Origin of the sequence: Protofrankia sp. CiP1_Cm_nod2, assembly GCF_920664355.1 — a bacterium.
Classification (GTDB): Bacteria; Actinomycetota; Actinomycetes; order Frankiales; family Frankiaceae; genus Protofrankia.
Window position 1 is genome coordinate 1 of sequence record NZ_CAKKTL010000063.1, and the last position, 24,807, is coordinate 24,807.

Here is a 24,807-nt window from a genome sequence, read left to right on the forward strand (position 1 = left end):
GGCAGAGAAACCGCCCCCTGCTGCGGCGACATCCCGATCGAACCGACGCCCGGCCGAGCCGGTCACGCGACACAGCCATGCACCCTGACGGTCTGTCAGCAGTCGACAAACTCCGGCTGCTGGTTGAGGACCTGGCTCTCCGCGGAGATAAACCGGCGGTGCTGCTCGCCTCCGACCGCCTGCGGGCGGAACGCGGCCAGCCGATGGCAGTTCTGGAACGCCAACGCCACCCCGAAACGCCGTTCCAGCGCCCCGGATCGAAGTGCTCGCCATCGCCCGCAGCAACTGCCCCTGCGCCACGTTGTCCGCCGGCGGAACCAGGTTGTCGGCGAAGTCCCGCTCGGCGGTGGGCAGCTCACCGGCGAGCCGCTCCACCAGGCTGTAGGCGTACGGAAGCGAGTCCCGCACACACGCGAGAAACGCCTCCTGGTCGACATGACCGGCTTCAGCCTGAGCGAGCAGATCCGGGGACACGGTCAAGGACATCAGTGACCTCCTGACGCAGGTACTTGGAACATCAACAATCTCCGGCTTGACAACCGTTGTCAATACCAATTGGAGTGGCACGTTCACATGGCGCGAGACGGGAAGAGGCCCTACCGTGTTCATGTGATCGAACACTTACCCTCCGCCGCGCACCGGAGGGGCGAGCCCGCTACTGGGGGCACTCGCGCGTCGGTACGCCTCGCATGATCACTTGCCTCGCCGACGGGCCATGTCACGCGCCTGCACCGCTCAACGCCCTCCGCCAAGGAGAACGCCCGTGACCACCACCAGCCACCCGGCCCACCACACCACCTCAGAACACCCGCACACCTATGGCTGCGGCCACGTCGCCGTCCCCCACCACGACCACATCGACTACATCCACGACAACCATCGCCACGCCGACCACGACGGGCACTGGGACGAACACTGACCCGACGCCCCAGGATCACCGGTCAGGTTGACATCCGGCGCAGAGTCCGAACAGGTCGATCGCATGGCTGAGGTCGGCGAATCCGTGTGCGGCAGCGAGGTCTGCCGTCCAGGTCTCGACGGTGTCGGAGGCAACGTCGATGCTGTGTCCGCAGCTGCGGCAAACCAGGTGGTGGTGGTGCCCGGTGGTTCGGGCGAGGTGGAACAGCTGCTGGCCGTCCTCGCCGCGGATCGTGTCGACGGTGGCATCGCCTACCAGGTCGTACAGAATGCGGTACGTCGTGGTGAGGCCGATGCGGTGCCCGCTGGCGCGTATCTGCTCGTGCAAGGCTTGGGCGCTGCGGAACCCTCCGCCGGCAGCGGTGAGCGCAGCCAGCACTGTGCGGCGTTGCGGGGTGTCGCGTGGGGGACGAGGGCCGCGGGATACGCGCCACCGCTGCGGTTCCCGCCGTGCGTCGCGGGTGTCGGCTTCGTCAGGGGCACGAACGTCGTCGGTGGGCACCTTCTCTCCTCTCACGAGATTGGGGCTCATGAGGAGGTCGGAGACCTCTGCGCCGTCGAGGTTGCCGGTGATTGCACCGGCGGGTGGATGGCGGTGGCGGTGCGGGTGGTGACGGTCAGGGCGACGGCGTAACTGGCGGTGGCGAAGGCGAGGATGGCGAAGCTTGGGGGGATCCGCGGGGCAAGGTAACTGGTCGTCAGGCCGGCCCAGGTCACGGCGACCGCGACCGCGGTGGAGATCCCCATGCCGCGGTAGGGGCGGGTGGCGAGCCGGTGGGCGGCGCCGGCGGGCGCGGCGAGCAGGCCGAGGAGCAGGAGCGCGCCGACGGCCTGGGTGGCCTCGGCCGCGGTCGCCCCGACCAGGCCGAGGAATCCGACGCCGAGGAGGCGGACGGGGACACCGCGGCCGGCGGCGACCGCGGCGTCCAGGCTCGCAAACAGCAGGGGACGTCCGATCACGATGACGGCGAGGCAGAGCAGGGCGGCGAGCACGGCTGCTTCCCAGGCGTGGGAGGCATCCAATCCGAAGATCGAGCCGAACAGGACGGTGACGCCGACGGTGCCATTGCCGGTGCTGCGGTGGGTCGTGTACAGGGTGAGGAAGAGCACGCCGAGGCCGAGGACCCAGGCGAACACGCTGCCGATGACGACGTCGTCGGCGTGGCCGCGGGGGCCGAGGACACCGAGGGCGAACCCGACGGTGATGGTGGCGGCGAACAGGCCGATGCGGGCGTCGATCCCGGTGGTCAGGGCGGCGAGCGCGCCCGTGAACGCCACATGGGACAGCGCGTCGGCGGTGAAGACCTGCGCACGCAGGACGAGGAAATAGCCGACGAGTCCCGCCGCCATGGCGATCCCTGTTCCGGCGAGGAAGGCGTGCTGCATGAACGGGTGGTCGAACATCGCGGTCAGTCCGGTGTCCGCCGTCTCCGCGGTCATGCCGACGCCCGCGCGGGATGGGAGGTGCGGGCGGTCCGGTCGAGCAGGTCATGCGCGTGGACGGCGAGGCGGGCGAGCAGGTACAGGCTGAAGGAGAAGCTGGTGATGAAAAAGCCGATCGGGTACGGCGAGTAGTAGGCCACGGTCAGCCCGGCCCAGGTGACCAGCAGCCCGAACAGCACAGTGAGGGCAAGGCTGAGCGCCGGGCGGGTGGTGAGAATCTGTGCGGTTGCCGCGGGAATGACGAGCAGGGTGAACACGAGGAGAGTGCCGGTGATCTGACTGACCTCCGCGGCAGTACTCCCGAGCAGGATCAGGAAGGCCACCGACAGGGCCCGCACGGGCACTCCGGCGGCGGTCGCCACAGCCGGATCGAGCGAGGCGAACAGCAACGGCCGCCCGAAAAGCGCCAGCACGGCCAGGATCGCCACGGCGACGGCGGTCAGGGTCAGGACCATGCCGTCGGTGATCCCCAAGAAACTGCCGAACAGCAGCGCGTTGACCCCGCCGAGGAATCCCTTGTACAGGTTGACGAACAGGAATCCGCAGGCCAGTGCGAACGCCTGCACGGTACCGACGGTGGCCGACTCCGCGGCCCGGCCCGCGGCGGCTCCACCGGCGGTGGGAATGGCCGCGATGAGGAATGCCGCGGCCAGGCAGAAAGCGAAATAGCCGTAGGTCGCACCCAGACCGAGCCAGACCGCGCCAGCAGCGCCCGGGAAACCGGCCACGGCCAGGGTGTGGCCGGCAAACGTCTGGCGGCGCAGGACCATGAACCACCCGGTCGCCCCGGCGGTGACCGCGACGACGGTCCCGGCCCGGAACGCGTTCACCATGAACGGGTAGGCGAACATCTGCCGGACATCGCGGACCAGGTTCCACGACAGGCCCGCGTCGGCCGCGGCAGCGACGATCACGAGTGGCCGGTCCCGACGTGGCGGTCGGTGTGCGCCGCGGGCGGTTCGGGTTGGCCGACAACGACCATCCGCCCATCCGAGGCGGTCAGCACCTCGATGGGGGTCTGGTAGAGCCGGCTCAACGTCGCGCTGGTGATGACCTCGGTGGGAGAGCCCGACACCGCGCCGCCGCCGGCGAGGTAGACGACCCGGTCGAGGCTGGACAGGATCGGGTTGACGTCATGGGCGACCATCAGCACGGTCACCCCCGCTCTCTGGCAGATCGTACGGATCAGCGCCGCGACCGCGGCGGCGTTGTGCGGGTCCAAACTGTCCAACGGTTCGTCGAGGAGGAGTAGCCGGGGCCGGCGGGCGAGCGCCTGGGCGATCAGAAGCCGCTGCTGTTCCCCGCCAGAGAGCCGGCCGATCGGCTGGTGAGCGTAGCCGGTGGCGCCGACCAACTCGACGAGTTCGGCCACCCGCCGCCCGGCTGCCCGGCCGCGCTCCCCGCCGGGCAGGGGCAGACCCCACCGGTGGCCGTCGACACCGAGGCGGACGATGTCGATCCCGCGGATCCGTACCGACGGGTCGAAGCTGCGTCGCTGCGGCAGATACCCGATCTCGGCGCGGGCCCGCCCGGGCGGCCGATCCAGCACCACCGCCCGCCCCACGGACAGCGGCAGCAGGCCCAGAGCCGCCTTGAGCAGGGTGGACTTACCGACCCCGTTGGGCCCGAGAACCGCGACGAACTCCCCGGCGGCGACCTCGACATCCACCCCGCTCCACACCAGCCGCCCGCCCAGGCGGACCGCGGCGTTCCGGAACAACACCGCCGCCGTGTTCACTGCGGTCGGCGGGTCGGTACCAGCGGGCAGGACCGTGTCGATGGCATCGACGGACACCTGGGTGGATCGTGTGCGCACCGTCATCGCGTCACTTCCCGGTTGCCTGCGCCAGCGCCGTCCGCAGGCCTGTCAGCTGGGCGACCTGCCAATCCTGGAAGGACGCACCGGCCGGGGTGAGCGTCTCGGTAATAGTGATCACCGGGATACCGGCAGCCTTCGCCTCCTCGACCTGCCGCTGCACGTCCGGGGTGGCGTTCTGACTGTTGTACACGTATACCTTGATTTTCTCGGTGCTGATCTGATCGTCGATGGTGGTCTTGTCCGCGACGGTCGGGTCAGTGCCCTCCGTGATCGCACGGAGGAAGGCCGGTGGGGTCAGCAGGTCCAACCCGAGAGCCGGGGACAGCATCTCGAAGATGCTCTCCGACGCCCCGACCGGTGTCCCTCCATACGTCTTCTTGATCGACGCGATGAGATCGGTGTACGGCTTCAACGTCGTCGTGGTGAACGACGCCCGCTGCCGGTCGAAATAGGCCGCGTCCGCCGGGTCGATCTTCTTGTAGTCCGCGGTGATCGCATCGATCACACTGGTGACGTCCGCCGGGTTGTACCAGCGGTGCGGATTGTCCCCGTCCTTCGCACCAACCAGCTCACCGACGGTCAGCATCGTCCGCCCCTCCGCCGGGTTCGCCGCCGCCAGCCGGCCCGCCCACGGGTCGTAGCCGACACCGTTGTCGATGACCAACCGCGCACCGGCGATCGCCCGGCCATCCGCCGAGGTCGGCTCGTAGTCATGCGGATCGGCGTCAGGATTGTCGATGATGCTGGTGACCGCCACCCGATCACCCCCGAGCTGGGCGGCGATACTGCCCCAGAAATTCTCCGTCGCCACCACCGCGATCTTCCCGCTGCCACCATCAGCGCTCCCGGAATCCCCCGACGAGGACGTCCCACACGCGGCCACGAGCATCACCACGCCGGCGGCCACCGCCCCCAGACCGCGCCGGACCCGCCACCGCCCTACCACGACCAGCCTCGCACCATCCACCACGATCTCCCCGCTCGTCAGCCGACCGGACCCGCGATCCATACTAGGATCCATTTTCATTAACGTAGCAGGTAATGAAAACCATTACAAGTTAGTGGCGAGGTGGTCGCCTCCACCGTGCCGGGAGCACGCATCCCCGCCACCGAGCCGTCGTGATGCGACGGTGTCAACCAGCCGGATCGCCGCAGTTCCCGCCGTGCTGGCGGGCTTACCGTGGTCGACAGGGCCGCGCCCGACCTGCAGCTGCCCGATGCCATCGGCGCCGCGACCGCCTTCGGCCTCGCCGGAAGAGCCAGTGGAGTACGCCGGCAGCGGCGCACAGGTCGGCGGTCCGCGTGATGACTTCGGCCGTGTGCCGGCCGATGCCGGGGATGGTCGCCGGCCGGTCACACTGGCGGCGAAAAAGGCGCATGGCCTCCTCGATCCGCGCCGGCAGTTCCTCGATCGCCGTGGACGGCTGGTCGATGCGGTTCCAGGTGCCCGATTCTCACCGAGGTTGCCGATGGTTCTACCAGTGGATGCGGCTCCATAAGCGGACGGTGACCGGCTACGGCGGGTGACGCCGATAGAGGCCGGTTCAGCGACTTTGGCATCCTCCCGCCAGGTCGGTGGGCGTGATCGGACCGGACTCTGCACTGCCACGAGATGAACGCGGCCAGCCCGCAGTCCACTAGTTCAGCTGGTTCTGAGTTCAGGATTATCTGTACTGTTAAGTGGTGCTGACCGTAGCCCCCGACATCGAGATCCTTGCCCGGTTCGGTCGCGCCCTGGCCGACCCGATCCGCGCCCGGCTCCTGCTCGCCCTGCGCGACGCCCCGGCCCACCCCGCCGACCTGGCCGACCAGCTGGGCATCTCCCGAAGCCGCCTGTCGAACCATCTGGCCTGCCTGCGTGGCTGCGGCCTGGTCGTCGCCGTCCCTGTCGGGCGCCGCACCCGCTACGAACTGGCCGACCCCCGCCTGGGTGAGGCCCTCGACGTCCTGTGCACCGCAGTCCTCGCGGTCGCAGCTGACCGCGCCTGCCCCGACACCGAGGACAAGGGCTGCTGCTGATGTCCCAGCTGATCCTCAGCCCCTCCCCTGCCCGCCGGACAGCTCTCACCCGCAGGATCCGGTTCCTCGTCGCCGCGGCCATCACCTACAACGTCATCGAGGCCGTCGCCGCCCTCGCCCTGGGCACAATCGCGTCCTCGACCGCACTGATCGGTTTCGGTCTGGACTCGGTCGTCGAGGTCTCCTCCGCCACCGCGGTCGCCTGGCAGTTCTCCGCCGCCGACCACGCCTCGCGCCAGGCCCGGGAGAAGACGACCCTGCGGATCATCGCGGTGTCGTTCTTCACGCTCGCCGCCTATGTCACCGTCGACGCGGTCCGGGTACTCGCCGGGACCGGACAGGCGGACGGATCCCTGCCCGGGATCGTCCTCGCCGCGCTGTCCCTGGCCGTCATGCCATTCCTGTCCACCGCCCAACGCCGCGCCGGCCGGGAACTCGGCTCCGCCTCCACCATCGCGGACTCCAAACAGACCCTGCTGTGCACCTACCTGTCCGTCGTGCTCCTGATCGGCCTGATCGCCAACACCACCCTCGGCTGGGCCTGGGCCGACCCGATCGCCGCCCTGGTGATCGCCGTCATCGCCGTCAAAGAAGGCCGTAACGCCTGGGCGGGAGACACCTGCTGCCCGGTCCTGCCCACCCCCGTCGACCTGGGTGGCACCGTCGACGCCTGCGGATGCGTACTCGGCTGCGACTGCTGCACCTGACCAGAACAACGCGACCCGCAGAGTTCAGGAAAGCGCCGTCGGGATGCTATGCCGACAGCGTCGGGTGCTTGCCGGAGGCAAGGTCGGAGCGGGCGAGCCAAACCGGGACCGACCAGGTCACCGGGGCGAGCAGCAGCCGGATCAGCCAGGGTGGTCAGTCCGGCGGCGGCGGCCCCGGCGGGCACCGTGCAGGCGAGGTTGCGCATCAGCCGTTCCACAGTGCAACGGGCAAACGCCTTGCCGGTTCAGCGTCAGCCACGCCTCCGCGCTCCGTAGACGCCGTAGTTCTCCTCATGCACCCGCTTCACCAAAGGATTCCAGCTCGGTGTCGCGCAGCTGCCGAGCCGTAGGCGCCCGGCGTAGCGCGTCGCAGTAGGTTGACGGGGCGAGCTGCAAGCCGTGCTCGGACAAAATCCGTGCAGATCGGCTCGGCACCCCAACGCAGCCCGCCATCAGACTGTCGGCGATCCCCATAGGGGCCAGGTGGCCCCGTCCCCTTGGACCGCTCCGGCACCCGCTTCCGCCACGGGTAACCCGACACGAGAGAATTTGTACCGATGAGGACTGGTAGATCCTCGACCGTCCGCCGCACAAGCGGACGGTCTACCGGCCCCGATCCTGAGCACCGTTGCAGGTCACAGACCCGACGCGACCGGGCCGGCCGAGCCCCGTTGCCATACGAGACCTCTACCTTGTGGCAACGTCCGCGAACACAGGCCTCGTGACCTCCCATCCGGAAAGCGGATGGTCAGCTTCACCGTTTACGCAGGTCACCCGCGGTGACAGACGGGCCGCCACTGGGATCACGCGACGCCGCTGCCACACCTGTTGCCATATAACGATCAACCGGTGATCGACAAATCCTGCTATTTCCGCAGGTCAAAAGGGTGGGCAGGGGCGGGGTCGAACCGCCGACCTTCCGCTTTTCAGGCGGACGCTCGTACCGACTGAGCTACCTGCCCCGGTGCGACCATCCTGTCATACGCGGGCCTAGCAGGCCACATCGATGGATGTCGTCAGCGTGCTGTCGCTGCTGGCATCCGATGACGTGAGCGCGGTCCCGACGGGATTCGAACCCGCGACCTCCGCCTTGACAGGGCGGCGTGAACTCCAGACTTCACCACGGGACCATGCTGTGCTGTTCAGTTGTATCACATGCCTTGCCGGTTGCCGCTGCCTGTCTTCAGTGAGAAGAGCCTGCCAGGATCATGTGATCATGTTCCTGAGAAGCTTCCTCCGGGGCCTCTGAGGTTGATCGGGGTTCCGGTCGACCAAGGCTCCGTCTGATGCTGGACAACAGCCTACAGCACGGCGGGAGCGTCCGGGGATGGAGGCTGGCGTGCCTGCGCACACGGCGGATCTTTCGAGTCCGGCAGGCCGTCCGACAGGGCCCGGACGGGCCGGTGGTGCGCCTGTCCGGGCCCTGTCGTGGGCCTGTGCGGAGCCGCCAGCCATGCTGGGGCCGCTGGCAGGCCCCGGCAGCAGGCTCCGCGGGTCAGTCCGGCAGCTCGGCGAGATGCTCGGCGGTGCGGGTGTCGCCGTCGACGGTCGCGGCCACCACCACGGTGGTTCCGGTCCTGAAGTCGCCGATGCCGGCGTCGTCACCGTCGGCCCAGAGGTCGGTGTCGCCGGTCACTGCGTAGGTGGCTTTGTACCCGTCCTTGCTGCTGATCGTGACCGAGGTCTGGGACAGGCTGGTCAGCTCGCCGCGCTGGTAGGTGATGACCTGGTAGCCGTCGTCCGTCCGGACCGTCGCGTCGCCGTGCAGCGGGCGGGACACGTCGACGCCGTCGACGCCGTCGCCGTCGTAGCCCCACCAGCCTGGGCCGCCGTGCCAGTGGTGATGCCTGTGTCGCGGCTGGTCGGAGTCCAGCGTGGTCGTGTCCTTGCTTGAGTCCTCGCCCGGTGACAGGGTGGTCGCCGCCCCGGCTGGGGAGATCAGGTTGGTGGGGCTGCCAGGTGAGGCGAGTGCTACCGCGGTGACGCCCGCGATGCTCAGAGTCCCGACTGTCGCGATCGTCGTGAGCGTGGTGCCAAGTCGAGGTCGCATCGTCGTCTACCCCCTTCGACGTACCCCAGCGGCACGTCTGATCCATTCCTAGCGTGGGCTGATCACCTGAGCCCTGAGTTCAGGAAGCGTTCAGAGTTTATGAGAACTCTCCGCTGTTGACTTGTTGCACTCAGTATTATCAACCTGTCTGAAGAGATTGCGGCCCGGAAAAACCAGGAGCCAACGGCCGGAAGGGCATCGGCCGGGAGGAAATCGCCGGAAGGGAGGTCACTGCTTGGTGAGGAAGCCGAGGAAGAGCGGGTTGACGACCTCGGGGTGGGTCCAGCCGATGTTGTGCGGGCCGCCGTCGACTTCGTGATACTGCGCGTTCCTGACCAGGGCCCGCAGCCGGCGCCCGGTGTTGTCGATGGGCAGGATGCGGTCCTCGGTGCCCTGCGCGACCAGCAGCGGGACGTTCGACAGCGCGGGCACGTCACCGCGGAAGTCGGTGCACCACGCGTCGACGCACCGCAACGTGCCGAGCGCCGAGGCGTCGGTGGCCACGGCCCAGGCGTGCTGCCAGGCCTGCTCGCTGGCGCGGGCGGTACCGCCGAAGACGTCCATGTTGTAGAAATTGTCGAGGAAAACCTTCTGATAGGCGAACCGGTCGTCACGGATGGCCTGCTTGGTCTCCTCGAACACCGTTGCCGGCACGCCTTCGGGATTGTCGTCGGTTTTCAGCAGATATGGTGCGAGCGGCGCGAACAGGGCCGCGGCGGCGACGCGGTCGGTGCCGTACGCGCCGATATAGCGGGTGATCTCGCCGGTGCCCATCGAGAAGCCGGCCAGGACGATGTCGCGCAGGTCGAGCGTTTCGATCAGCGCGTTCAGGTCGGCGGTGAACGTGTCGTAGTCGTAGCCGGTTACGGGCTGGCTGGACCTGCCGAATCCCCGGCGATCGTAGTGGATCACCCGATAGCCGGCGTCCAGCAGCATCGGGATCTGCTTCTCCCACGATGCCCCGTTGAGCGGGAAACCGTGGATCAGTACGACCGGCTGGCCGGATCCGTGGTCCTCGTAGTAGATATCGATATCGCCGGAATTCTCCTGGTCGACGGTTACATAAGGCATTTTCTCCCCCTTGCGCGGATGTACGTGACCGCTGGCAACGGTCGTACCCGGCCGGGTCGTGCGGCATCCATCCGTGACCGCGCGTCGCCCGCGGCATCGCCTGTCCGGGTCCACCCAGGCGCCCGGGCCCGGGTGCGGCTCGACGGCAGGTCCGCGGATTTTACAGGTCTACAGGTCTACAGGTCTACAGGTCTACAGGTCTACAGGTCGCGGTTGCGCAGGTGTTCCAGAGCGCGTCGGTCGCGTTTGGTCGGGCGTCCCGCGCCGCGGTCGCGGACACCCGTCGCCGCGACGCTCTCCCGTGCCGCCGGCGGCGGGCTGCGGTCGATGAAGCATTCTCCGGCGACGGTCGCGCTGACCCGTTTGTTGAGAACGCGGGTGACGACGATGGTCCGCTCGCGCCCGGCGTGCCGCACCCGTACCTCGTCCCCGGCATGCACCGCGTGGGCCGGCTTGACCCGCTCACCGTTGAGATGGACATGCCCGGCGCGGCAGGCCGCGGCCGCCTGCGACCGTGTACTGACCAGCCGTACGGACCAGATCCAGGCGTCGACCCGTACGCTCTCCTCCTGCGCCGCCATGACACGACTCTACGAATCCAACAGCCGCCTGGTCACCAGCCGGACGGAGGACAGGCGGGAGGCAAAGGAGCGGTGCGTACGCTCCATCCGTATGGCACTGGCGCATGGTGACGGGGTGAGATTACGAATTGTCACCGGAATCTCCTGCCCGTCCGAGTGGTTTGCTCACCGTCCGTACAGGGGGAGCTGAGGGCCATCATGCCCGCGCCGAACATGCGCGGAGGCCGGGTGGCACGTTGTCGTCGGCGCAGCAGGGCGGCGATGAGTACGACGAGCGCGGCGACGGCGTAGGAGAGGATTCGCAGCGTCCGGGCATCGCCTGGCAGATCCGTGAACAGGGAGACGTACACGGGATGACCGGCGGCTGCGACGGCGAGCCATTCCAGTCGGCCTGCGAGGACGGCGAGCGCCACCAGCAGAATGCCGTACCAGGGCTGGACCGGGGTGGCGATGAGAAAGGCGGCCCCGACGAGCCACAGCGCGGCCCGTTCGAGGGGAACCCGGCGCGGGTCGCAGCGCAGGACGGCCACGGTGACCATCGCCAGCACCGACACGGCGACGGCCTTGGCGACGGCCCCGTCGAGGCCGAGGGCTGTGAGCAGCAGGAAACGGCTGCCCCGGCCGTATCCCTCGACGTTGAGGTACTCCGGGAGAAAGCCGAGGGCCGCTGGCCCGACGGCCAGGACGTGGGGCAGGTAGGAGAGCCCGACGACCGTGACGGTCGCCCCGATCAGGGTGACCGGGCGGCGTCGGGCGGCTGCCGGCAGGAGCAGCGCCGGGTACAGCTTGACCGCCACCGCCGCCGCGAGCAGCATCCCGGCGACCCAGGCCCGGCGACGGGTGGGTGTTTCCCCGGCCGCATCGGTTTCGCCGGCTGCGACGGTTTCGCTGGCTGTACCGGCGCCACCAGCTCCGCCTGTCCGCGTGGTGCTGGCGGATCGGGGACGGCGCCGCGAGGTGAGGAGCGCGATGCCGCCGAGCGCGAGCAGCGCGGCGAGGACGTCCACATGCGCGTCGGAGCCGATCTCAAGACCGGCGAGCGGCGAAAGGGCGTAGAAGCCGGCGTGGCGTGGGTCCCGGCCCCGCGCCACCAGCATCGTCATCATCAGCCCGACCAGGGCCAGTGACGCCAGCGACGCGTAGAACTGCGTCTTGTGCTCACCCGGCGGGCCGGGCAGGAAATGCACCATGGTGAAGTAGGCCTGCGCCACCGGGGGGTAGACGGTGTGCGCCCGGGGATAGTTCAGCCGGATGCAGCCCGGGCCGCGCCCGATGGCGGCGCAGCCGGCCGGGTCCGGGAACAGCCAGTGGTCGCGCAGGTGGGCGAGCGCGGGGTCGAGCGGGCCGTAGTGGTATGGGTCGATACCGGCTGCCTGCACCCGGCCGTCCCAGACGTAGCGGTAGAGGTCGTCGGACAGCTGCGGGCCATGGGTGAGCGCCACGGCGTGGATGCTGACGGTGCCGGCGAGCAGCAGGCCGACGGCGAGCCGGCGAGGGGCGGCGTGCAGCAGCAGGGCCGCGGTGATCACGCCGAGCACCCACCAGAGCATGGTCAGGTACAGCACGCTCGCCCGGCCGGGCAGGTAGCCGGGCTGGCGCAGGATCGCCGTCTGCACCGCGAGAAGGCCCAGCAGCCCGACGGCGGCGGTAACCAACGCCGTCCACATCCGCGTCCGCGTCCACATTCGCGCCCGCGCCGTCCGCGTGCGGGTGTGGCCGTGCCCCGGGTCGGCAACGGCCCGGGTCGCCGGCGGTGCGTGCGGTACGCGAAGGGCGCGGGGCATGGACCCGACCCTGGCAGCGTTTCCCGGCGGTCCGGGTGCCCTCACGGCCGGTTTCTCCGTTCCGTAAGGCTTCGGCGGGGCCGGCGGGGTGCGCGCCGGACCTACCGTGCGGGCGTGCGACCAATCACCGGCTTGTTCACCGGACGTCTTCCGGAGCCACCCGCGACACTGCGCCGCGGGCCGTTACGTGCGAACGCCTTTCCCAGCCGCCTGCACGACCCGCGGGTCGCCTCGCTGCTGGGTATCTGGCTCGGGATCGCCTTCGGGGTGTGTTTCCTGACCGGGCTGGTGTCGCATTTCATGCAGCACCCACCGTCGTGGTACGTCTGGCCGTCCCGCCCGGTGTCGCTGTACCGGGTGACGCAGGGGCTGCACGTGACGACCGGGCTGGTGTGCGTCCCGTTGCTGCTGGTGAAGCTGTGGACGGTGTACCCGCGGCTGTGGGAGTGGCCGCCGGTGCGTTCGGTCGCTCATGCCCTGGAGCGGCTGTCGATCGTGCCGCTGATCGCCGGGGCCGTCTTCCAACTGGCCACCGGGATCGCGAACACCGCCCAGTGGTACCGGTTCCGGTTCTTCTTCACCGTCACCCACTACTGGGTCGCCTGGATCACGATCGGCGCGCTGGGTGTACATATCGTCGCGAAACTCGCGGTCGTGCGGGCGAACGTGGGCCGCGGCCGGAACAGCCGGCAGCACCTGACGGACCGGGTGAGTGCTCCCGAGCCGCCGGGCAACGGGCTGTCCCGGCGCGGTCTCGGTATCGCCGTCACCAGCGCCGCCGGTGTCATCGTGGTGACGACCGCGGGGCAGTGGATGCCGGGCCTGTCCGGGCTCGACCTGCTCGGGCCGCGCCGGCCGGACATCGGCCCGCAGGGGCTGCCGGTCAACAGGACCGCGGTGGCGGCCGGGGTCGCCGCGGCTGCCCGCAGCCCGGGCTATCGGCTGGAGGTGGTCGGCCCGCGCCCGTTCGTCCTCACTCTCGACGAGCTGCGGGCGTTGCCCCATCACGAATCGAGGCTGCCGATCACGTGTGTGGAGGGCTGGGCCGCGGACGCCACCTGGCGTGGCCTCCGGCTGCGGGACCTGCTGGATGCCGCCGATGTCCCGGTGGACGCGACGGTGCGGGTGGAGTCCCTGGAGGCGGGCGGGGCCTACCGGAGCAGCGAGGTGCGCCCGCCGCATGCCCGGGACCCGCTGACCCTGCTGGCCACCGTCCTCAACGGAGCGGAGCTGGACATCGACCACGGATACCCGGCGCGGCTGATCGCGCCGAACAGGCCCGGCGTCCTGCAGACCAAATGGGTACACCGGGTGGTGATGCTGTGAACGGACAGGTGCCGCTGCCGCGCATCCACGGGCAGGAGGAGCCAGGTGGCCTGGGGCGTCCTGCCGGCCCGGCGGGCGCGGATTCCGGTACTGGTACTGGTACCGGTACCAGTACCGGCCTCACGGTCGCGGCCGTGCTGCGGGTTCTGGTGGTGGCCGCCGGCCTGGCCGCGATCGGGTACGGGATCCACGGCCTGGCCGACGGGCGGCCGGCCACGAACCCGCCGAACACGACGGCGTGGCTGATCGGCGGGATCGTGGTCCACGACCTGCTGGTCGTCCCGGCGACGATGGCCGCCGGATTCGTGCTCGGCAGGCTGGTCCCGGCACCGTACCGGGCGGTGCTGCAGGGGGCGTCGGTGGTCAGCGCGGCGGTCGCCCTGGCGTCGCTGCCCCTGTGGCGCGGCTACGGCGGGTCAGCCGACAATCCCTCGGTCAATCCACTGCCATATGGACGCAACCTCGGGATTGTCCTCGGCCTGATCTGGGCGTGCGCTGCCGCCATAATTATCTACCGTATTATTTGTACCCGTTTTTCTTCAAACGGAAAGTTCTGATCTGGTTCAGGGAGATTCCGGCCGGCTGATTGAAAGGGCCGGGGCTTGTGGCGCCCGGTGGACAGGACGGCGAAGTAGCGGCCCTGGCCGTGCCAGGTTTCCGTGACGCGCAGGTCGGCGTCCGCGGCGAGGTGGGTGATTTCCTCGACGCCCACGAAGGTCCAGGGGAACGCCCGCGACAGCCGGCCGTCCGGCCCCTCCAGCCGGATCAGGGACGTGCCGGTCGGTGTCCCGGGCGGTTCGAGCTCGATCAGTGCCCGGCCGGCGGGGGCGAGCAGTTCGGCGGTGCGGCGCAGCAGCCGAACCGGATCGCCGCCGATCCCGATGTTCCCGTCGGCGAGGACCAGCACGGCCCACCGCCCTTCGCCGGGCAGGTGGCCGAACACGTCACGTCGCAGCGCCACCGCGCCGGCGCGGCGGGCGAGCCTCACCGCGAACGGGGCCACGTCGATGCCGAGGGCGGGTACGCCGCTGCTGGTGAGCGCCGCGGCAAGGCGGCCAGGGCCGCAGCCCACGTCAAGAGTCGGCCCGTTACATCGACGCAGCAGGGACGCGTCACCCGGTTTGGCGCTGCCCCGCCAGCGGCCGACCGGCAGCGGCTCCCGCCGCCCGTCGGTATGACGTATCCACAACTGTCCTGAGACGGACCGTAGCCCAGCTTCGTAGACGGCGGTGGGGCAGCACCGGCCGTGGACGGCCGCGAGTGCCTGACCGCTGGTCATGGGATCATCGCCAGGTTGGCGTGATCTTCCTGGAAGCTTCGCAGCGTCGCGGCGAACCGTCCACCTGGTGCGATCCGGGCGACCACCGCCGCGTCGGCGGCGGTGTCGACATCCCGCAGGACCGGAAGGGTCACCACCCGCAGGCCGGCTTCGGACAGGCGGGCCCGCTGCCGCGCACCGGTGTCGGGACGGGACGTCGGGACGTCGCGCAGCAGCTCGCCGTCGGGGCGTCGCAGGCCGAGCGCCCACCAGCCGCCGTCGGCGGCGGGGCCGAACACCGCGTCGGCGGAGTCCAGCGCGAGGCAGGCGTCGGCCAGCAGCGCCGGTGTCACCTGCGGGGTGTCCATCCCGATCAGCAGCGTCGGGCCGTCGCTCCCGTCGAACGCGGCGGCGAGGCGGGCGTCGAACGGCCCGGACAGCTGCGGCACGACCTCGAGCGCAGCCGGTGCCCCCGGCGCCTCCGGCGCTTCCGGTGTTTCCGGTGTTTCCGGTGTTTCCGGCACACGTAGCCACGGGCCCACGGCGCCGTCGAGGACGAGGGTGGGACGCAGCCGGCCGAAACCGGGAAGGCGGCCGAGCGCGCGGACCGCGGCCAGGGTGTCCGCGAGCGCGGCGGTGGCCACGGCCGCCGCCTGCTCCGGGCTGAACGGTGGCGTCAGGCGGGTCTTGACCCGGCCGGGCACGGGTTCCTTCGCCACCACCAGCAGCCTCACCGCAGGCCTGCCAGGAGCGCGGACATGTCGCGCACGGCCCGGGCCGTGCCGAGCGGCGAGCCCGTCACCTTCGACCGGCCGACCCGCGGGCGGTAGTCAACGTCGATCTCGACGATCCGCCAGCCGGCCCGCGACGCCCGCAGGAGCAGCTCCAACGGGTAGCCGAACCGGCGGTCGGCGACCGGCAGCCGCAGGAGGTCGTCACGGCGGGCGGCCCGCATCGGCCCCAGGTCGCGGACGGGTACGCCGCGGCGGCGCAGCCGTCCGGCGACGACCGCGTTGCCGAGCCGGGCATGCGGTGGCCAGGCCCGCGGCGAGGTCGGGCGCCGCCGCCCGAGCGCCAGCTCGGCACGTCCGGCCAGCAGCTCGTCGACGAGACGGGGCAGCTGGGCCGGGTCGAGGGACGCGTCGGCGTCGCACACGCACACCACCTCGGCGTCCGTGGCCCGCAGGCCGGCGTGTACCGCGGCTCCGTAGCCGCGTTCGGGCACGGTGACCACGACCGCCCCGCGCTCGCGGGCCAGCTCGGGTGATCCGTCGTGGGAGCCGTTGTCCGCGACGACCGCCCGGTAGCCGGGCGGCATCCGGCCCAGAACCCAGGGCAGCGCGCCGGCCTCGTTCAGACAGGGCAGGACGACGTCCACCAGAGGTCGCAATTTGTCACTTTCTGTAACCATAAGTGCGACTGTAGGGGCGAAACCTCCTGATCGACCCTTACGGGACGAGGAACGCCCCGCCTCACCAGTCACCGCCCCAAGGCGCACAAATGAGCGAAAGCTCGCGAAGCGCACGAAGGATGTGAATCTCGTGCTCGCCGCCTACCGCAGAGGATTACGAAGTGGAGAAGCTCGTCCCCGAGCTGGTCACAGCCGGTTGTCAGGCCCTTATCGTGACGGCGTGACCCGTGTCCTCGTCGTCGATGACGACCCGACCGTGGCCGAGGTCGTCGACCGGTATCTGCGTAACGCGGGCTTTGACGTCGACCGCGCCGCGGACGGCCTCGCGGCGTTACGGATGGCCGAGAACAGCGCGCCGGATCTCGTCGTACTCGATCTGATGCTCCCGGGCATCGATGGCATCGAGGTCTGCCGCCGGCTGCGGGAACGCCGGCCGGTTCCGGTGATCATGCTGACCGCTCGGGGTGAGGAGGCGGACCGTATCGCGGGCCTCGAAACGGGTGCCGACGACTACGTGACCAAACCGTTCTCACCGCGCGAGCTGACGTTGCGGGTGCGGTCCGTGCTGCGGCGGGCGACCGAGCCGCCGCCACCGGCATCCGGTGTGCTGCGTGCCGGCACGCTGGTCGTGGACGCGGCCGCCCGTACCGTCACCCGGCACGAGGTGGCGCTCTCCCTCACGGTGCGTGAGTTCGATCTGCTGGCCTTCCTGCTGCGCCATCCCGGCCGCGCCTTCACCCGTGCCGAGCTGCTGGAACAGGTGTGGGGATGGAGCTACGGCGACCCCTCGACGGTCACCGTCCACATCCGCCGGCTGCGGGAGAAGATCGAGGACGATCCGACCGCCCCCCGGATGCTCGTCACCGTGTGGGGTGTCGGCTACCGGTACGACCAGGCGCCGCCGCCTGCCGACGACCCGCCTGTTGCCTATGGATCGTGACAGAAAGTAGCGAAGAACGCGGCAGAACGGAGTGATCGTGAGCGCCGAACTACAGGTCGTGATGATTGCGCTTGCCTGTTCGGCCGTGGCCGCGCTGACGGGGGTGCCGCTGCTGCGTCTGCTGCGGGGACGGCCGCTGTGGGCCACGGTGGCGGCGCTCTCGGTCGTGCCGGTGCTGGCGGTGGCGGCGGGGGTCGCCGGTACCGCGCGGGCGATGTTCCTTTCCGACCACGACCTGCGGGTCGTGCTGATCGTGGTCGCTGTCTCGACGGTGGTCGCCACCGCCGCCGCGGTGCGGCTGGGGCGGCCGGTCGTTACCGCCACCACCATGCTGACCAGTGCCGCGGCCACTCTCGGTGAGGCCGGCTATCACGGAGCGGGTCGCGTCCCCACGGCTGAGCTCGCCACGCTGGCACATACGCTGGATGCCACCCATATCCGGCTGGTGGCGGCGCGTGACCGTGAACGGGCGCTGGAAGCCAGCCGACGCGAGCTGGTGGCCTGGACAAGCCATGACCTGCGGACCCCGCTGGCGGGAATCCGGGCGACGGCGGAGGCGCTACAGGACGGCCTGGTGACCGACAGTGAGACAATGTCTCGTTACCATCGGTTGATACTTGCCGATGCCGAGCGGTTGACCGGCATGGTCGACGACCTGTTCGAGCTGGCCCGTCTGCAGGCCGGGGCCTTCCGGCTGACTCTTGAGAAGGTCTGCCTCGCCGACCTCGTGTCGGACGCGATCGCCGTCGTGGACCCGATCGCGCGGGCCAAGGGCGTCACCCTCACCGGCACCGCCGATCATGCGCTGTTCGTCATCGCCGACGCGACCGAGGTCGGACGGGCGCTGACCAACCTGCTCGTCAACGCCATCCGGCACACTCCGGACGACGGGACGGTGGAGGTCACCGCGGAGGCGGACACCGCGCGGGACCGGGCGCTGCTCGCCGTGGCCGACCGCTGCGGCGGTATCCCCGCCGACGATCTGCCCCGCCTGTTCGAACTCGGTTTCCGTGGCGAGGCGGCGCGGACACCCGGCGGCGGCGATCATCCCCACCAGCTCCGGGTGCGCTCGGGGATCGGGCTGGCGATCGTCCGCGGGATCGTCGAGGCCCATGGTGGCGACGTCACCGTGCACAACCACCGGGGCGGCTGTCGCTTCGTCGTCGCGCTCCCGGCCGCCTGACCAACGCTCCCTGGCCACCTGGGCAGACGCATGCCCGCGGGCCGCGTCACGCATCCGGGCTTCCCGGGCTTCCCGGTCTCCTCCGGGCTTTCCGGTCTCCTACGGGCTTCCTCGACTTGTAAGATCTGGAGCGCCCCGGAGCCGTTAGCGTCCGCGGGTATGCGCATTCTGGTCACCGGCGGCGCCGGGTTCATCGGTTCCCACGTGGTCGACACGCTCGTGGCGGCCGGCGACAGCGTCCGAATCCTCGACGCGCTGCTGCCGGCGGTGCATCGCGGCAGGCCCGAGGTGAACGCCGCCGCCGAGCTGATCGTCGCTGACGTGGCCGACCGCTCCCAGGTCGAAGCCGCGCTCGACGGTGTGGACGCCGTCTGCCACCAGGCCGCCATGGTCGGTCTGGGGGCAGATCTCGACGACCTGCCGGCCTACGCCACGCACAACGGCCTCGCCACCGCGGTGCTGCTGGCCGCCATGGCCCGTCGCGGGGTACAGCGCCTGGTGCTGGCGAGTTCGATGGTCGTCTACGGCGAAGGTGGCTACCGCTGCCCGGCCGACGGGCCGGTGCGCCCGGGCCCGCGGCTACCGGCCGAGCTGGATGCCGGCCGGTTCGAGCCGCCGTGCCCGCGCTGCGGCTGTCCGCTGGAGCCGACGCTTGTCACCGAGGACGCGCCGCTGAAGCCGAAGAGCGTTTACGCGGCCACGAAGGTTGCTCAGGAGCACCTTGCCGCCGCGTGGGCCATCGCCACCGGCGGCAGCGTCCTGGCGCTGCGTTACCACAACGTCTACGGCCCCCGAATGCCCCGGGACACCCCGTACGCCGGTGTCGCGTCGATCTTCCGTAGCGCACTGGAACGGGGCGAGCCGCCACGCGTGTTCGAGGACGGTGGACAACTGCGCGACTTCGTCCACGTCCACGACGTCGCGCAGGCGAATCTGCGCGCGCTGCGGCACCCGGGCGCACCCGGCGAGCTCGTACCGCTCAACATCGGCTCGGGTGAGCCGCACAGCGTCGGTGACATGGCCTCGGTACTGGCTCGGGCCTTTGGTGGACCAGGGCCCGTCGTCACCGGTTCATATCGGGCCGGTGACGTCCGCCATGTCACCGCCTCGTCCGCCCGCGCCCGGGGCTTTCTCGGTTATCAGCCCCGGGTTGTCTTCAGCGACGGGGTGAATGCCTTCGCCCGCGATCCGCTGCGCGGATGACGACCCACGGTGCCTTCGTTCCCGGCACCGGTGAACGGTGGGCTTCACGCTCCGGGATATCGCCCCTGCCGGAAAACGGCCTGTTCTGCCAGCCGGGACGATACCCGGGCGGACGATGGTCAGGCGGATGGTGCTCAGGTGATGCTGCTCAGGTGATGGTGCGGCTGACCCGGACGAACAGGTGGTGGAAACCGGCGAAGCCGCCGAACAGGCCGCCGATCTCAAGCACCTGGACGCGGGCCAGCCCGTCGGCGAGGATGATGTCCGAGGGCGGCAGGTTGGCCACGGCGTTGGCGAACGCCTCGTCGAAGCTGAGCTTGGACGACAGGCCGATGGCCTCCTCGGCTCCCGCCGGCGGAGCGGGCCGGTCGGCGCCACCGCGGACGGCCTCCACAAAGCTGACCAGGTCCTTGCCGGCGGGCTCGATGTCGACGTGGTCGGTGCCGTCGGCGTGATGGACCGTGATCGTGTCCTGGTCCTCGGGGTAGCGGACCGCCTCGGCGTAGCGGTACGGCGTGACGTGCTGCGGGAAGATACCCGGCTTCGCGCGGCGCAGGAGATTGAACTGCTGCGGGAAGATGCGCAGCAGGCTCCTGGCGATGTCGACCTCGTAGCCGGGGCTGGGCAGCTCGCCTTCGGCGACGAGCAGCACGAACGGCCCCTCACGGAAGGCGCGTATCCGGGTCCGGCTCGCCAGTTCCCAACGACTCATGACTCCTCCTGGTAATTGTCGGTCGCATCCGGGATGTGGCTTCTCCGCCACGGATATCTTCTTACTTTAGGCAACTGATCAGATACTATTGGCATATAGGCGACAGTTTTGCGCCTGCCGTGGGAACACGGTGTAGGCATATGTTGCCTGTAAGCAGATCACGAAAGCCCATGAGAGCCGTTCGGGGTGGCGGGTGTGGCCGTGAGCGCGCCGATCGCGATCTACGGCACGATGTAGATCGCGATGTAGAGGCCCGACCGTGAGGCGGGGTTCCGGAGGGCTGGCGGTCCGCTTGATCCCGGTGGGCCCGCCTGCCCGCCTGCCCGCCTGCCCGCCTGCCCGCCTGCCCGCCTGCCCGCCTGCCCGCCTGCCCGCCTGCCCGCCTGCCCGCACGGCGCGGTGGGTCTGTCGTCCTGGCCGGTATGACCGGCCTCTCATGGGAGTAGGAAAAGCTCCCTTATGGGTGATGCGGGATTCGTGACCGACATCACATGATGAGGTGCACCGCCGGACGGGGCCGTTCAGACCGATCAGACGGCTGCTCGCCCTGACGCAGGAGCCTCGCATGACCGTCACGTACACGGGGTCCGCCTCGGCCGTCGGTGTCCCGGGCGAGATCGCGCGGCATGTGGCGCTGCCCGAGGGGCGCCGGGGCGACGAGCCGCTCCGCACGGCGTACCGGCGGCGGCGGGAGAACGCGCCGCTGGCGGAAGCGCACGTCGAGGGCTATGGCCCGATCCGGCTCATCACCAAGTACGCGGACATCGTGCGGGCCGAGAAGCAGCCGGCTGTTTTCGCCGCCGGCGGTGGCGGTGCGGGCGTCCGGCCATCGAATCCGTACCAGGCCCATACTCCCCGAGGAGATCTGTTGACACTCATTGTGAACCCACCGGCGCCTACGGACTCGTCGACGCGTCTCACGGTCAGCGACCGGATCGAACGCGCCTTTTCGGCGGTTGTGCCGATCGGCGTGCTCCTCATGTTCGTCGGCCTGCTGGTCGCCGGTTATATCCCGGCGCTGCCCGCCTACTGGTCCGCGGAGAAGGTCGCCGACTTCTATCGGGACAACACGAACCTCATCCGTTTCGGGATCATTCTGACGCTGGTCGGATTCATGGTCTGGGGCCCGCTGATCACGGTGATCCTGCGTCAGATGTTACGTATCCGGCCGGAGCAGAAGGCCCTGGCCTACCTGCAGTTCGGCGCCGGCCTGGCGGCCTGGCAGTTCCTGTGGGTGCCGATGCTCGTCCTGGCGGCCGCCTCGTTCCGGCCGGAGCGCAGCCCCGAGGTGACGCAGACGCTGCACGACCTGGGCTGGATCCTGCTGTTCATGCCGTTCATGCCGTTCGTTCTGCAGAGCGGCGCCATCGCGCTGGCGGTGCTGCTGGACACCGGGCCGAAACCGGTCTTCCCGCGCTGGGTGGCCTACTTCAACGTGCTGGAGTGCTTCCTCTTCATGGCGGTGATCCTGATGCTGTTCTTCAAGACGGGGCCGTTCGCCTACCACGGCGTGCTGGTCTACTGGATCCCGCTGTTCATATTCGGTGTGTGGCTGCTCGTGATGGCATGGGCCACCTATCGGGGGGCCGTGGAGGAGCAGGCACGGCGGCTTGAGAGTGCCTCGGGCGCGTATGCGGGTTGAACGGCCGGCGTCGGCGTACCCGCCGTCGTCGGGCGCTCGGGCCGGCGCCCCCGGGCCGCGTGGCCACGTCCCGGACGTGCCCGATGGCGGCGGTCATGCCCCACCCGCGCGTGCCCCGCATGTGCCCGGTGAGGCCGGTGTCTGGGTCCTCGTCCTCGGCGAGATGTCGATGTTCGGGGTGTTCTTTGCGATCTTCATGGACGCCCGTGCCGGTGACCGGGAGCTGTTCGCCCGGTCACAGCAGCATCTGGGCATCGCGATCGGGCTCGTCAACACGATAGTTCTTCTGGCGAGCTCGCTGTTCGTCGTACGGGCCGTCCAGGAGGTCCAGGCCGGTGGGTTCGGCCGGGCGTCGAGATTCTTCACGCTGGCGCTGTCCTGCGGCCTCGGATTCATGGGCGGAAAAGCTCTGGAGTACGGCGAGAAGCTGCACGCCGGCATTTATCCCGTGACGGACGCGTTCTACATGTACTATTATGTGCTCACCGGGATACACGCTCTCCACGTCGCCGTCGGTATGTGTGTGCTCGCTTTTCTGCGGAAGGCGACGAGAAATCCGTCGCGTCGTCCGAAGGCCACGACGGTCGAGGCGTGCGCGTCCTACTGGCACATGGTGGATGTATTATGGATCGTTCTGTTCCCGTTGCTGTACCTCATCTGACGGCGATCTGATGGCGCGCCCGCGCACGGTGGCCCCGGGCCGGCTGGTCCGGCTGGTGTTCGTGGGGCTCCTGCTGCTGACGGCCGGCTCGTCGTGGTTCGCCGAGTCCGAAAGCGCCCGCGGCGTCGCCACGACGGCGTTCGTCATGACCGTCGTGGCGGCGAAGCTCCACCTGGTCGGCATGCACTTCATGGAGCTCAGGCACGCCCCGTTCGCGCTGAAGCTCGCCTTCCACGGCTGGATCGTCCTGGTGTGGGGCCTCATAGTCGGCCTCAGCTGACCCGTCCAGCCGGCCCATGAGCGCGCCCGGGCCGGAGGACTTCCGGCTCTGTTACGAGACGAATGTCCTCGGGCCGGTACGGATGATGCGTGCGTTCATCCCGCTGCTGCGGCGCTCGACGCTCCCGCGGGTCGTGATGGTGTCGAGCGGAATGGGCTCCCTTGCCATCACCACCGATCCCGCACGGTTGGAGCCGGGCATCGTCAGCCTCGTCCACCCGTCGTCGGAAGCCGCCCTGGATATGATCACAACTTCGCCAACGCCGCCTCGGCCAGGTGGCCTGTCAACAGGTCCGACGTGGAGTGCTTACTGCGGGACGGGCCGGCCGGGTGCTGTCGTGACCAGGCCGAGTTCTTCGGCGGTGGCGGCCAGGCGTCTGTCGTAGGTCACGAAGGCGCTGACTGTTTTCCCGGACGCGACGAGCTGGTCCGCGGTGGCGAGGTGAATAGCGTCCAGCGACCGTAGATGGGGGAAGGGGTAGGCGCCCGCGGTGGCTCGGACCGCGTCGTCGATGTCCAGGCGGTCAAGATGGGCGAGAACGCTGGCCACCGCCGCCAGCCGTGCTGGTTCCTCCCGGCGTAACGCCCGTGGGACTTCGACTTCGGCGAGTTTAGAAGTGATCACATGCTCGGCCGGTCGGGCGTTGAGCCATTCGGCCAGGGCGTCGCTCTCCAGCTCGGGCCTGATCAGCTTCACGATCGCGGAGGTGTCCAGATAGATCACCAGCGTTCCTCGTCGCGGAGCTGCCTGATCAGTTCGCCGGCTTCCAGGCCGCTGATCTGTGGCCCTTTCGGTGCGACGAAAGGGCCGGTGATGGTGGCCGGGGAGACTTTGCCCGCCGCGATCAGGTCGTCGAGCTCCCCGGGTGTCGCCGGCACGATACGGCCGATCACCTTGCCATGCCGGGTGATCTCGATGGTCTCGCCGCGCTCGACGCGCGCGAGCACGCCCGCGGTGTCCTGGTTGAGCACCCGCACAGGTACCTGTTCCACCGACTCATCGTAGTACGTGGGTAGTACTGTCCTGGTGTCGTCGCGGCGGAGGGTGACACGGCCATCGACGCCGGTCCTTCGTGACCGGCGTCGATGTCAGTAACATGAATGTTGGTCTTCGCGTGTGCATGAGGACTTCGTGGGCAGTGCCGAGGAGCTGGCGCGGCTGGCCGCCCACCTCGCGGCGGTCCGTGGCGGCCGGGGCCGGCTGGTCAGCGTGCGAGGGCGGCGCCAGGCCGGCAAGTCCAGGCTGATCAGCGAGTTCGTGCGCCGTACCGGCCTGCCGCAGACGTTCGTGACCGGGGCTCGTCAGGCGATCCCCCAGCGAGACCTCGACGGGTTCGTCGAGGACGCCCGGCTCGACTGCACGCTGCCCGGCGTCGACGGGCTCGCCGCCGGCGGCTTCACCACCTGGGGCACACAAAGGTGGGTTGGAGCGTGGTCGCCATACGGGACCCGGAGCGCATGGCAGGTAAGGATGGCTCGGCTGGCGAAGCTGGCGAACAACCAGCAGTTCAATGATCCCCGCGCGGGCGGGGCCGCAGCCCGGTGGGCGTCCGGGATCGGCTGTCGAGGTCGCGGTGGGTTACGGCGGCGGCGCTGTTGGCCGGGCCAGTGGCGGGAGTGGGCCCCAGGTCTCGGCCGGTAGCCGGACGAGCCGGCCGCCGCGCGGCACAAGCCACCCAAGCCACCGCCACGCCTCGGGCGAGGCACCGAGCAGCTCGTCTCGGGATGCCGACCAGACCGCCAGCTCCCCGTCGGGAAGCTGCTCAAGACACCAGCCGACCGGCTGCCCGGTGGCGCTGT

Annotated in this window: 26 protein-coding genes, 2 tRNA genes and 2 pseudogenes; 12 read left to right on the plus strand and 18 right to left on the minus strand. The window is 69.6% G+C overall.

What is annotated here, in order from left to right:
* Positions 1 to 95: 95 nt before the first annotated feature.
* Positions 96 to 486: pseudogene (locus tag NBW84_RS09410) on the minus strand (SCO5389 family protein).
* A 301-nt stretch (positions 487 to 787) separates the two neighbouring features.
* Between NBW84_RS09410 and NBW84_RS09415 the strand changes: the two are divergent.
* A pseudogene (locus NBW84_RS09415) lies at positions 788 to 919 on the plus strand (zinc transporter permease); the annotation flags it as partial.
* Positions 920 to 934: 15 nt separating this feature from the next.
* Here NBW84_RS09415 and NBW84_RS09420 read toward each other — a convergent pair.
* The 5 genes from NBW84_RS09420 to NBW84_RS09440 are packed head-to-tail and all read right to left on the minus strand — an operon-like array spanning position 935 to position 5,147.
* Entirely contained in the window at positions 935 to 1,420 is a 486-nt protein-coding gene (locus NBW84_RS09420) for a Fur family transcriptional regulator (protein ID WP_250283694.1), read from the minus strand.
* A 26-nt stretch (positions 1,421 to 1,446) separates the two neighbouring features.
* Entirely contained in the window at positions 1,447 to 2,358 is a 912-nt protein-coding gene (locus NBW84_RS09425) for a metal ABC transporter permease (RefSeq protein ID WP_250283696.1), read from the minus strand.
* Complete coding sequence (locus NBW84_RS09430) at positions 2,355 to 3,275, minus strand: metal ABC transporter permease (protein ID WP_250283698.1); 921 nt, start codon at positions 3,273 to 3,275, stop codon at positions 2,355 to 2,357. The genes NBW84_RS09425 and NBW84_RS09430 overlap by 4 nt, the downstream gene beginning before the upstream one ends.
* Positions 3,272 to 4,183: an ATP-binding cassette domain-containing protein gene (locus NBW84_RS09435; protein ID WP_250283699.1), complete on the minus strand. Its 912-nt coding sequence runs from the start codon at positions 4,181 to 4,183 to the stop codon at positions 3,272 to 3,274. Before NBW84_RS09435 ends, NBW84_RS09430 begins: the two co-directional genes overlap by 4 nt.
* Positions 4,184 to 4,187: 4 nt before the next feature.
* Positions 4,188 to 5,147: a metal ABC transporter solute-binding protein, Zn/Mn family gene (locus NBW84_RS09440; protein ID WP_250289674.1), complete on the minus strand. Its 960-nt coding sequence runs from the start codon at positions 5,145 to 5,147 to the stop codon at positions 4,188 to 4,190.
* Positions 5,148 to 5,863: 716 nt separating this feature from the next.
* On the opposite strand from NBW84_RS09440, the gene NBW84_RS09445 reads away from it, so the two are divergent.
* Both NBW84_RS09445 and NBW84_RS09450 read left to right on the plus strand, forming a co-directional pair.
* Positions 5,864 to 6,199 (plus strand): ArsR/SmtB family transcription factor, encoded by a 336-nt coding sequence (locus tag NBW84_RS09445; protein WP_250283737.1) that lies wholly within the window; start codon positions 5,864 to 5,866, stop codon positions 6,197 to 6,199.
* Positions 6,199 to 6,906, plus strand: a complete 708-nt coding sequence (locus NBW84_RS09450; RefSeq protein ID WP_250283703.1) for a cation transporter — start codon at positions 6,199 to 6,201, stop codon at positions 6,904 to 6,906. Before NBW84_RS09445 ends, NBW84_RS09450 begins: the two co-directional genes overlap by 1 nt.
* A gap of 888 nt (positions 6,907 to 7,794) precedes the next feature.
* On the opposite strand, the gene NBW84_RS09455 is transcribed toward NBW84_RS09450, so the two are convergent.
* The 6 genes from NBW84_RS09455 to NBW84_RS09480 all read right to left on the minus strand — a co-directional run bounded on the left by NBW84_RS09455 (position 7,795) and on the right by NBW84_RS09480 (position 12,392).
* A tRNA-Phe gene (locus NBW84_RS09455) sits at positions 7,795 to 7,868 on the minus strand.
* Between the two features lie 93 nt (positions 7,869 to 7,961).
* A tRNA-Asp gene (locus NBW84_RS09460) sits at positions 7,962 to 8,036 on the minus strand.
* 365 nt (positions 8,037 to 8,401) lie between these two features.
* Positions 8,402 to 8,956, minus strand: coding sequence for a hypothetical protein (locus NBW84_RS09465; RefSeq protein ID WP_250283705.1), 555 nt, complete (start codon positions 8,954 to 8,956; stop codon positions 8,402 to 8,404).
* Between the two features lie 228 nt (positions 8,957 to 9,184).
* Positions 9,185 to 10,027 carry an alpha/beta fold hydrolase gene (locus NBW84_RS09470; protein ID WP_445548204.1) on the minus strand — a complete coding sequence of 281 codons (843 nt, stop codon included), beginning with the start codon at positions 10,025 to 10,027 and terminating at the stop codon, positions 9,185 to 9,187.
* Between the two features lie 200 nt (positions 10,028 to 10,227).
* A complete protein-coding gene (locus NBW84_RS09475; RefSeq protein ID WP_250283707.1) occupies positions 10,228 to 10,608 on the minus strand; it encodes an RNA-binding S4 domain-containing protein in 381 nt (126 codons plus the stop codon).
* A 131-nt stretch (positions 10,609 to 10,739) separates the two neighbouring features.
* A complete protein-coding gene (locus NBW84_RS09480) occupies positions 10,740 to 12,392 on the minus strand; it encodes a glycosyltransferase 87 family protein (protein WP_445548205.1) in 1,653 nt (550 codons plus the stop codon).
* A 114-nt stretch (positions 12,393 to 12,506) separates the two neighbouring features.
* On the opposite strand from NBW84_RS09480, the gene NBW84_RS09485 reads away from it, so the two are divergent.
* Both NBW84_RS09485 and NBW84_RS09490 read left to right on the plus strand, forming a co-directional pair.
* Complete coding sequence (locus NBW84_RS09485) at positions 12,507 to 13,718, plus strand: molybdopterin-dependent oxidoreductase (RefSeq protein ID WP_250283711.1); 1,212 nt, start codon at positions 12,507 to 12,509, stop codon at positions 13,716 to 13,718.
* Positions 13,715 to 14,275 carry a hypothetical protein gene (locus NBW84_RS09490; RefSeq protein WP_250283713.1) on the plus strand — a complete coding sequence of 187 codons (561 nt, stop codon included), beginning with the start codon at positions 13,715 to 13,717 and terminating at the stop codon, positions 14,273 to 14,275. Before NBW84_RS09485 ends, NBW84_RS09490 begins: the two co-directional genes overlap by 4 nt.
* Here NBW84_RS09490 and NBW84_RS09495 read toward each other — a convergent pair.
* The 3 genes from NBW84_RS09495 to NBW84_RS09505 are packed head-to-tail and all read right to left on the minus strand — an operon-like array spanning position 14,230 to position 16,357.
* Positions 14,230 to 14,997: a class I SAM-dependent methyltransferase gene (locus NBW84_RS09495; protein ID WP_250283715.1), complete on the minus strand. Its 768-nt coding sequence runs from the start codon at positions 14,995 to 14,997 to the stop codon at positions 14,230 to 14,232. The genes NBW84_RS09490 and NBW84_RS09495 overlap by 46 nt on opposite strands.
* On the minus strand, positions 14,994 to 15,695 hold the full coding sequence (locus NBW84_RS09500; protein WP_250283742.1) for a DUF2064 domain-containing protein: 702 nt from the start codon (positions 15,693 to 15,695) through the stop codon (positions 14,994 to 14,996). The genes NBW84_RS09495 and NBW84_RS09500 overlap by 4 nt, the downstream gene beginning before the upstream one ends.
* An 11-nt stretch (positions 15,696 to 15,706) precedes the next feature.
* A complete protein-coding gene (locus NBW84_RS09505) occupies positions 15,707 to 16,357 on the minus strand; it encodes a glycosyltransferase family 2 protein (protein WP_445548208.1) in 651 nt (216 codons plus the stop codon).
* Between the two features lie 250 nt (positions 16,358 to 16,607).
* Between NBW84_RS09505 and NBW84_RS09510 the strand changes: the two genes are divergently transcribed.
* The 3 genes from NBW84_RS09510 (at position 16,608) to NBW84_RS09520 (ending at position 19,713) form a co-directional block, all read left to right on the plus strand.
* Positions 16,608 to 17,327, plus strand: a complete 720-nt coding sequence (locus NBW84_RS09510; RefSeq protein WP_250283718.1) for a response regulator — start codon at positions 16,608 to 16,610, stop codon at positions 17,325 to 17,327.
* 37 nt (positions 17,328 to 17,364) lie between these two features.
* On the plus strand, positions 17,365 to 18,510 hold the full coding sequence (locus tag NBW84_RS09515) for a sensor histidine kinase (protein ID WP_250283721.1): 1,146 nt from the start codon (positions 17,365 to 17,367) through the stop codon (positions 18,508 to 18,510).
* 159 nt (positions 18,511 to 18,669) lie between these two features.
* Positions 18,670 to 19,713 (plus strand): NAD-dependent epimerase/dehydratase family protein, encoded by a 1,044-nt coding sequence (locus tag NBW84_RS09520; RefSeq protein WP_250283723.1) that lies wholly within the window; start codon positions 18,670 to 18,672, stop codon positions 19,711 to 19,713.
* Positions 19,714 to 19,861: 148 nt separating this feature from the next.
* Here the strand turns inward: NBW84_RS09520 and NBW84_RS09525 are convergent, their stop codons facing one another.
* Positions 19,862 to 20,425: a hypothetical protein gene (locus NBW84_RS09525; RefSeq protein WP_250283725.1), complete on the minus strand. Its 564-nt coding sequence runs from the start codon at positions 20,423 to 20,425 to the stop codon at positions 19,862 to 19,864.
* Between the two features lie 565 nt (positions 20,426 to 20,990).
* Between NBW84_RS09525 and NBW84_RS09530 the strand changes: the two genes are divergently transcribed.
* The 3 genes from NBW84_RS09530 to NBW84_RS09540 all read left to right on the plus strand — a co-directional run bounded on the left by NBW84_RS09530 (position 20,991) and on the right by NBW84_RS09540 (position 23,008).
* Positions 20,991 to 22,067 carry a hypothetical protein gene (locus tag NBW84_RS09530; RefSeq protein ID WP_250283727.1) on the plus strand — a complete coding sequence of 359 codons (1,077 nt, stop codon included), beginning with the start codon at positions 20,991 to 20,993 and terminating at the stop codon, positions 22,065 to 22,067.
* Positions 22,068 to 22,188: 121 nt separating this feature from the next.
* Positions 22,189 to 22,728 (plus strand): cytochrome c oxidase subunit 3, encoded by a 540-nt coding sequence (locus NBW84_RS09535; protein WP_250283728.1) that lies wholly within the window; start codon positions 22,189 to 22,191, stop codon positions 22,726 to 22,728.
* Positions 22,729 to 22,738: 10 nt separating this feature from the next.
* Positions 22,739 to 23,008: a cytochrome C oxidase subunit IV family protein gene (locus tag NBW84_RS09540; protein WP_250283730.1), complete on the plus strand. Its 270-nt coding sequence runs from the start codon at positions 22,739 to 22,741 to the stop codon at positions 23,006 to 23,008.
* Between the two features lie 306 nt (positions 23,009 to 23,314).
* Here NBW84_RS09540 and NBW84_RS09545 read toward each other — a convergent pair whose 3' ends face one another.
* Both NBW84_RS09545 and NBW84_RS09550 read right to left on the minus strand, forming a co-directional pair.
* Positions 23,315 to 23,731, minus strand: a complete 417-nt coding sequence (locus NBW84_RS09545; protein WP_250283732.1) for a type II toxin-antitoxin system VapC family toxin — start codon at positions 23,729 to 23,731, stop codon at positions 23,315 to 23,317.
* The gene (locus NBW84_RS09550; protein WP_445548206.1) at positions 23,728 to 24,000 is read right to left on the minus strand and encodes a type II toxin-antitoxin system Phd/YefM family antitoxin; all 273 of its coding nucleotides are present in this window, start codon (positions 23,998 to 24,000) and stop codon (positions 23,728 to 23,730) included. The genes NBW84_RS09545 and NBW84_RS09550 overlap by 4 nt, the downstream gene beginning before the upstream one ends.
* Positions 24,001 to 24,139: 139 nt before the next feature.
* Here NBW84_RS09550 and NBW84_RS09555 point away from each other — a divergent pair, with 139 nt between their 5' ends.
* Positions 24,140 to 24,649, plus strand: coding sequence for a hypothetical protein (locus NBW84_RS09555; RefSeq protein WP_250283736.1), 510 nt, complete (start codon positions 24,140 to 24,142; stop codon positions 24,647 to 24,649).
* Positions 24,650 to 24,807 lie beyond the last annotated feature (158 nt).

Coding starts and splice junctions, on each gene's coding strand:
- NBW84_RS09475 (WP_250283707.1), bottom strand. CDS start 10,608: ATGGCGGCGCAGGAGGAGAGCGTACGGGTCGACGCCTGGATCTGGTCC.
- NBW84_RS09525 (WP_250283725.1), bottom strand. CDS start 20,425: ATGAGTCGTTGGGAACTGGCGAGCCGGACCCGGATACGCGCCTTCCGT.
- NBW84_RS09470 (WP_445548204.1), bottom strand. CDS start 10,027: ATGCCTTATGTAACCGTCGACCAGGAGAATTCCGGCGATATCGATATC.
- NBW84_RS09530 (WP_250283727.1), top strand. CDS start 20,991: ATGACCGTCACGTACACGGGGTCCGCCTCGGCCGTCGGTGTCCCGGGC.
- NBW84_RS09540 (WP_250283730.1), top strand. CDS start 22,739: ATGGCGCGCCCGCGCACGGTGGCCCCGGGCCGGCTGGTCCGGCTGGTG.
- NBW84_RS09520 (WP_250283723.1), top strand. CDS start 18,670: ATGCGCATTCTGGTCACCGGCGGCGCCGGGTTCATCGGTTCCCACGTG.
- NBW84_RS09425 (WP_250283696.1), bottom strand. CDS start 2,358: ATGACCGCGGAGACGGCGGACACCGGACTGACCGCGATGTTCGACCAC.
- NBW84_RS09450 (WP_250283703.1), top strand. CDS start 6,199: ATGTCCCAGCTGATCCTCAGCCCCTCCCCTGCCCGCCGGACAGCTCTC.
- NBW84_RS09480 (WP_445548205.1), bottom strand. CDS start 12,392: ATGCCCCGCGCCCTTCGCGTACCGCACGCACCGCCGGCGACCCGGGCC.
- NBW84_RS09465 (WP_250283705.1), bottom strand. CDS start 8,956: ATGCGACCTCGACTTGGCACCACGCTCACGACGATCGCGACAGTCGGG.
- NBW84_RS09495 (WP_250283715.1), bottom strand. CDS start 14,997: ATGACCAGCGGTCAGGCACTCGCGGCCGTCCACGGCCGGTGCTGCCCC.
- NBW84_RS09435 (WP_250283699.1), bottom strand. CDS start 4,183: ATGACGGTGCGCACACGATCCACCCAGGTGTCCGTCGATGCCATCGAC.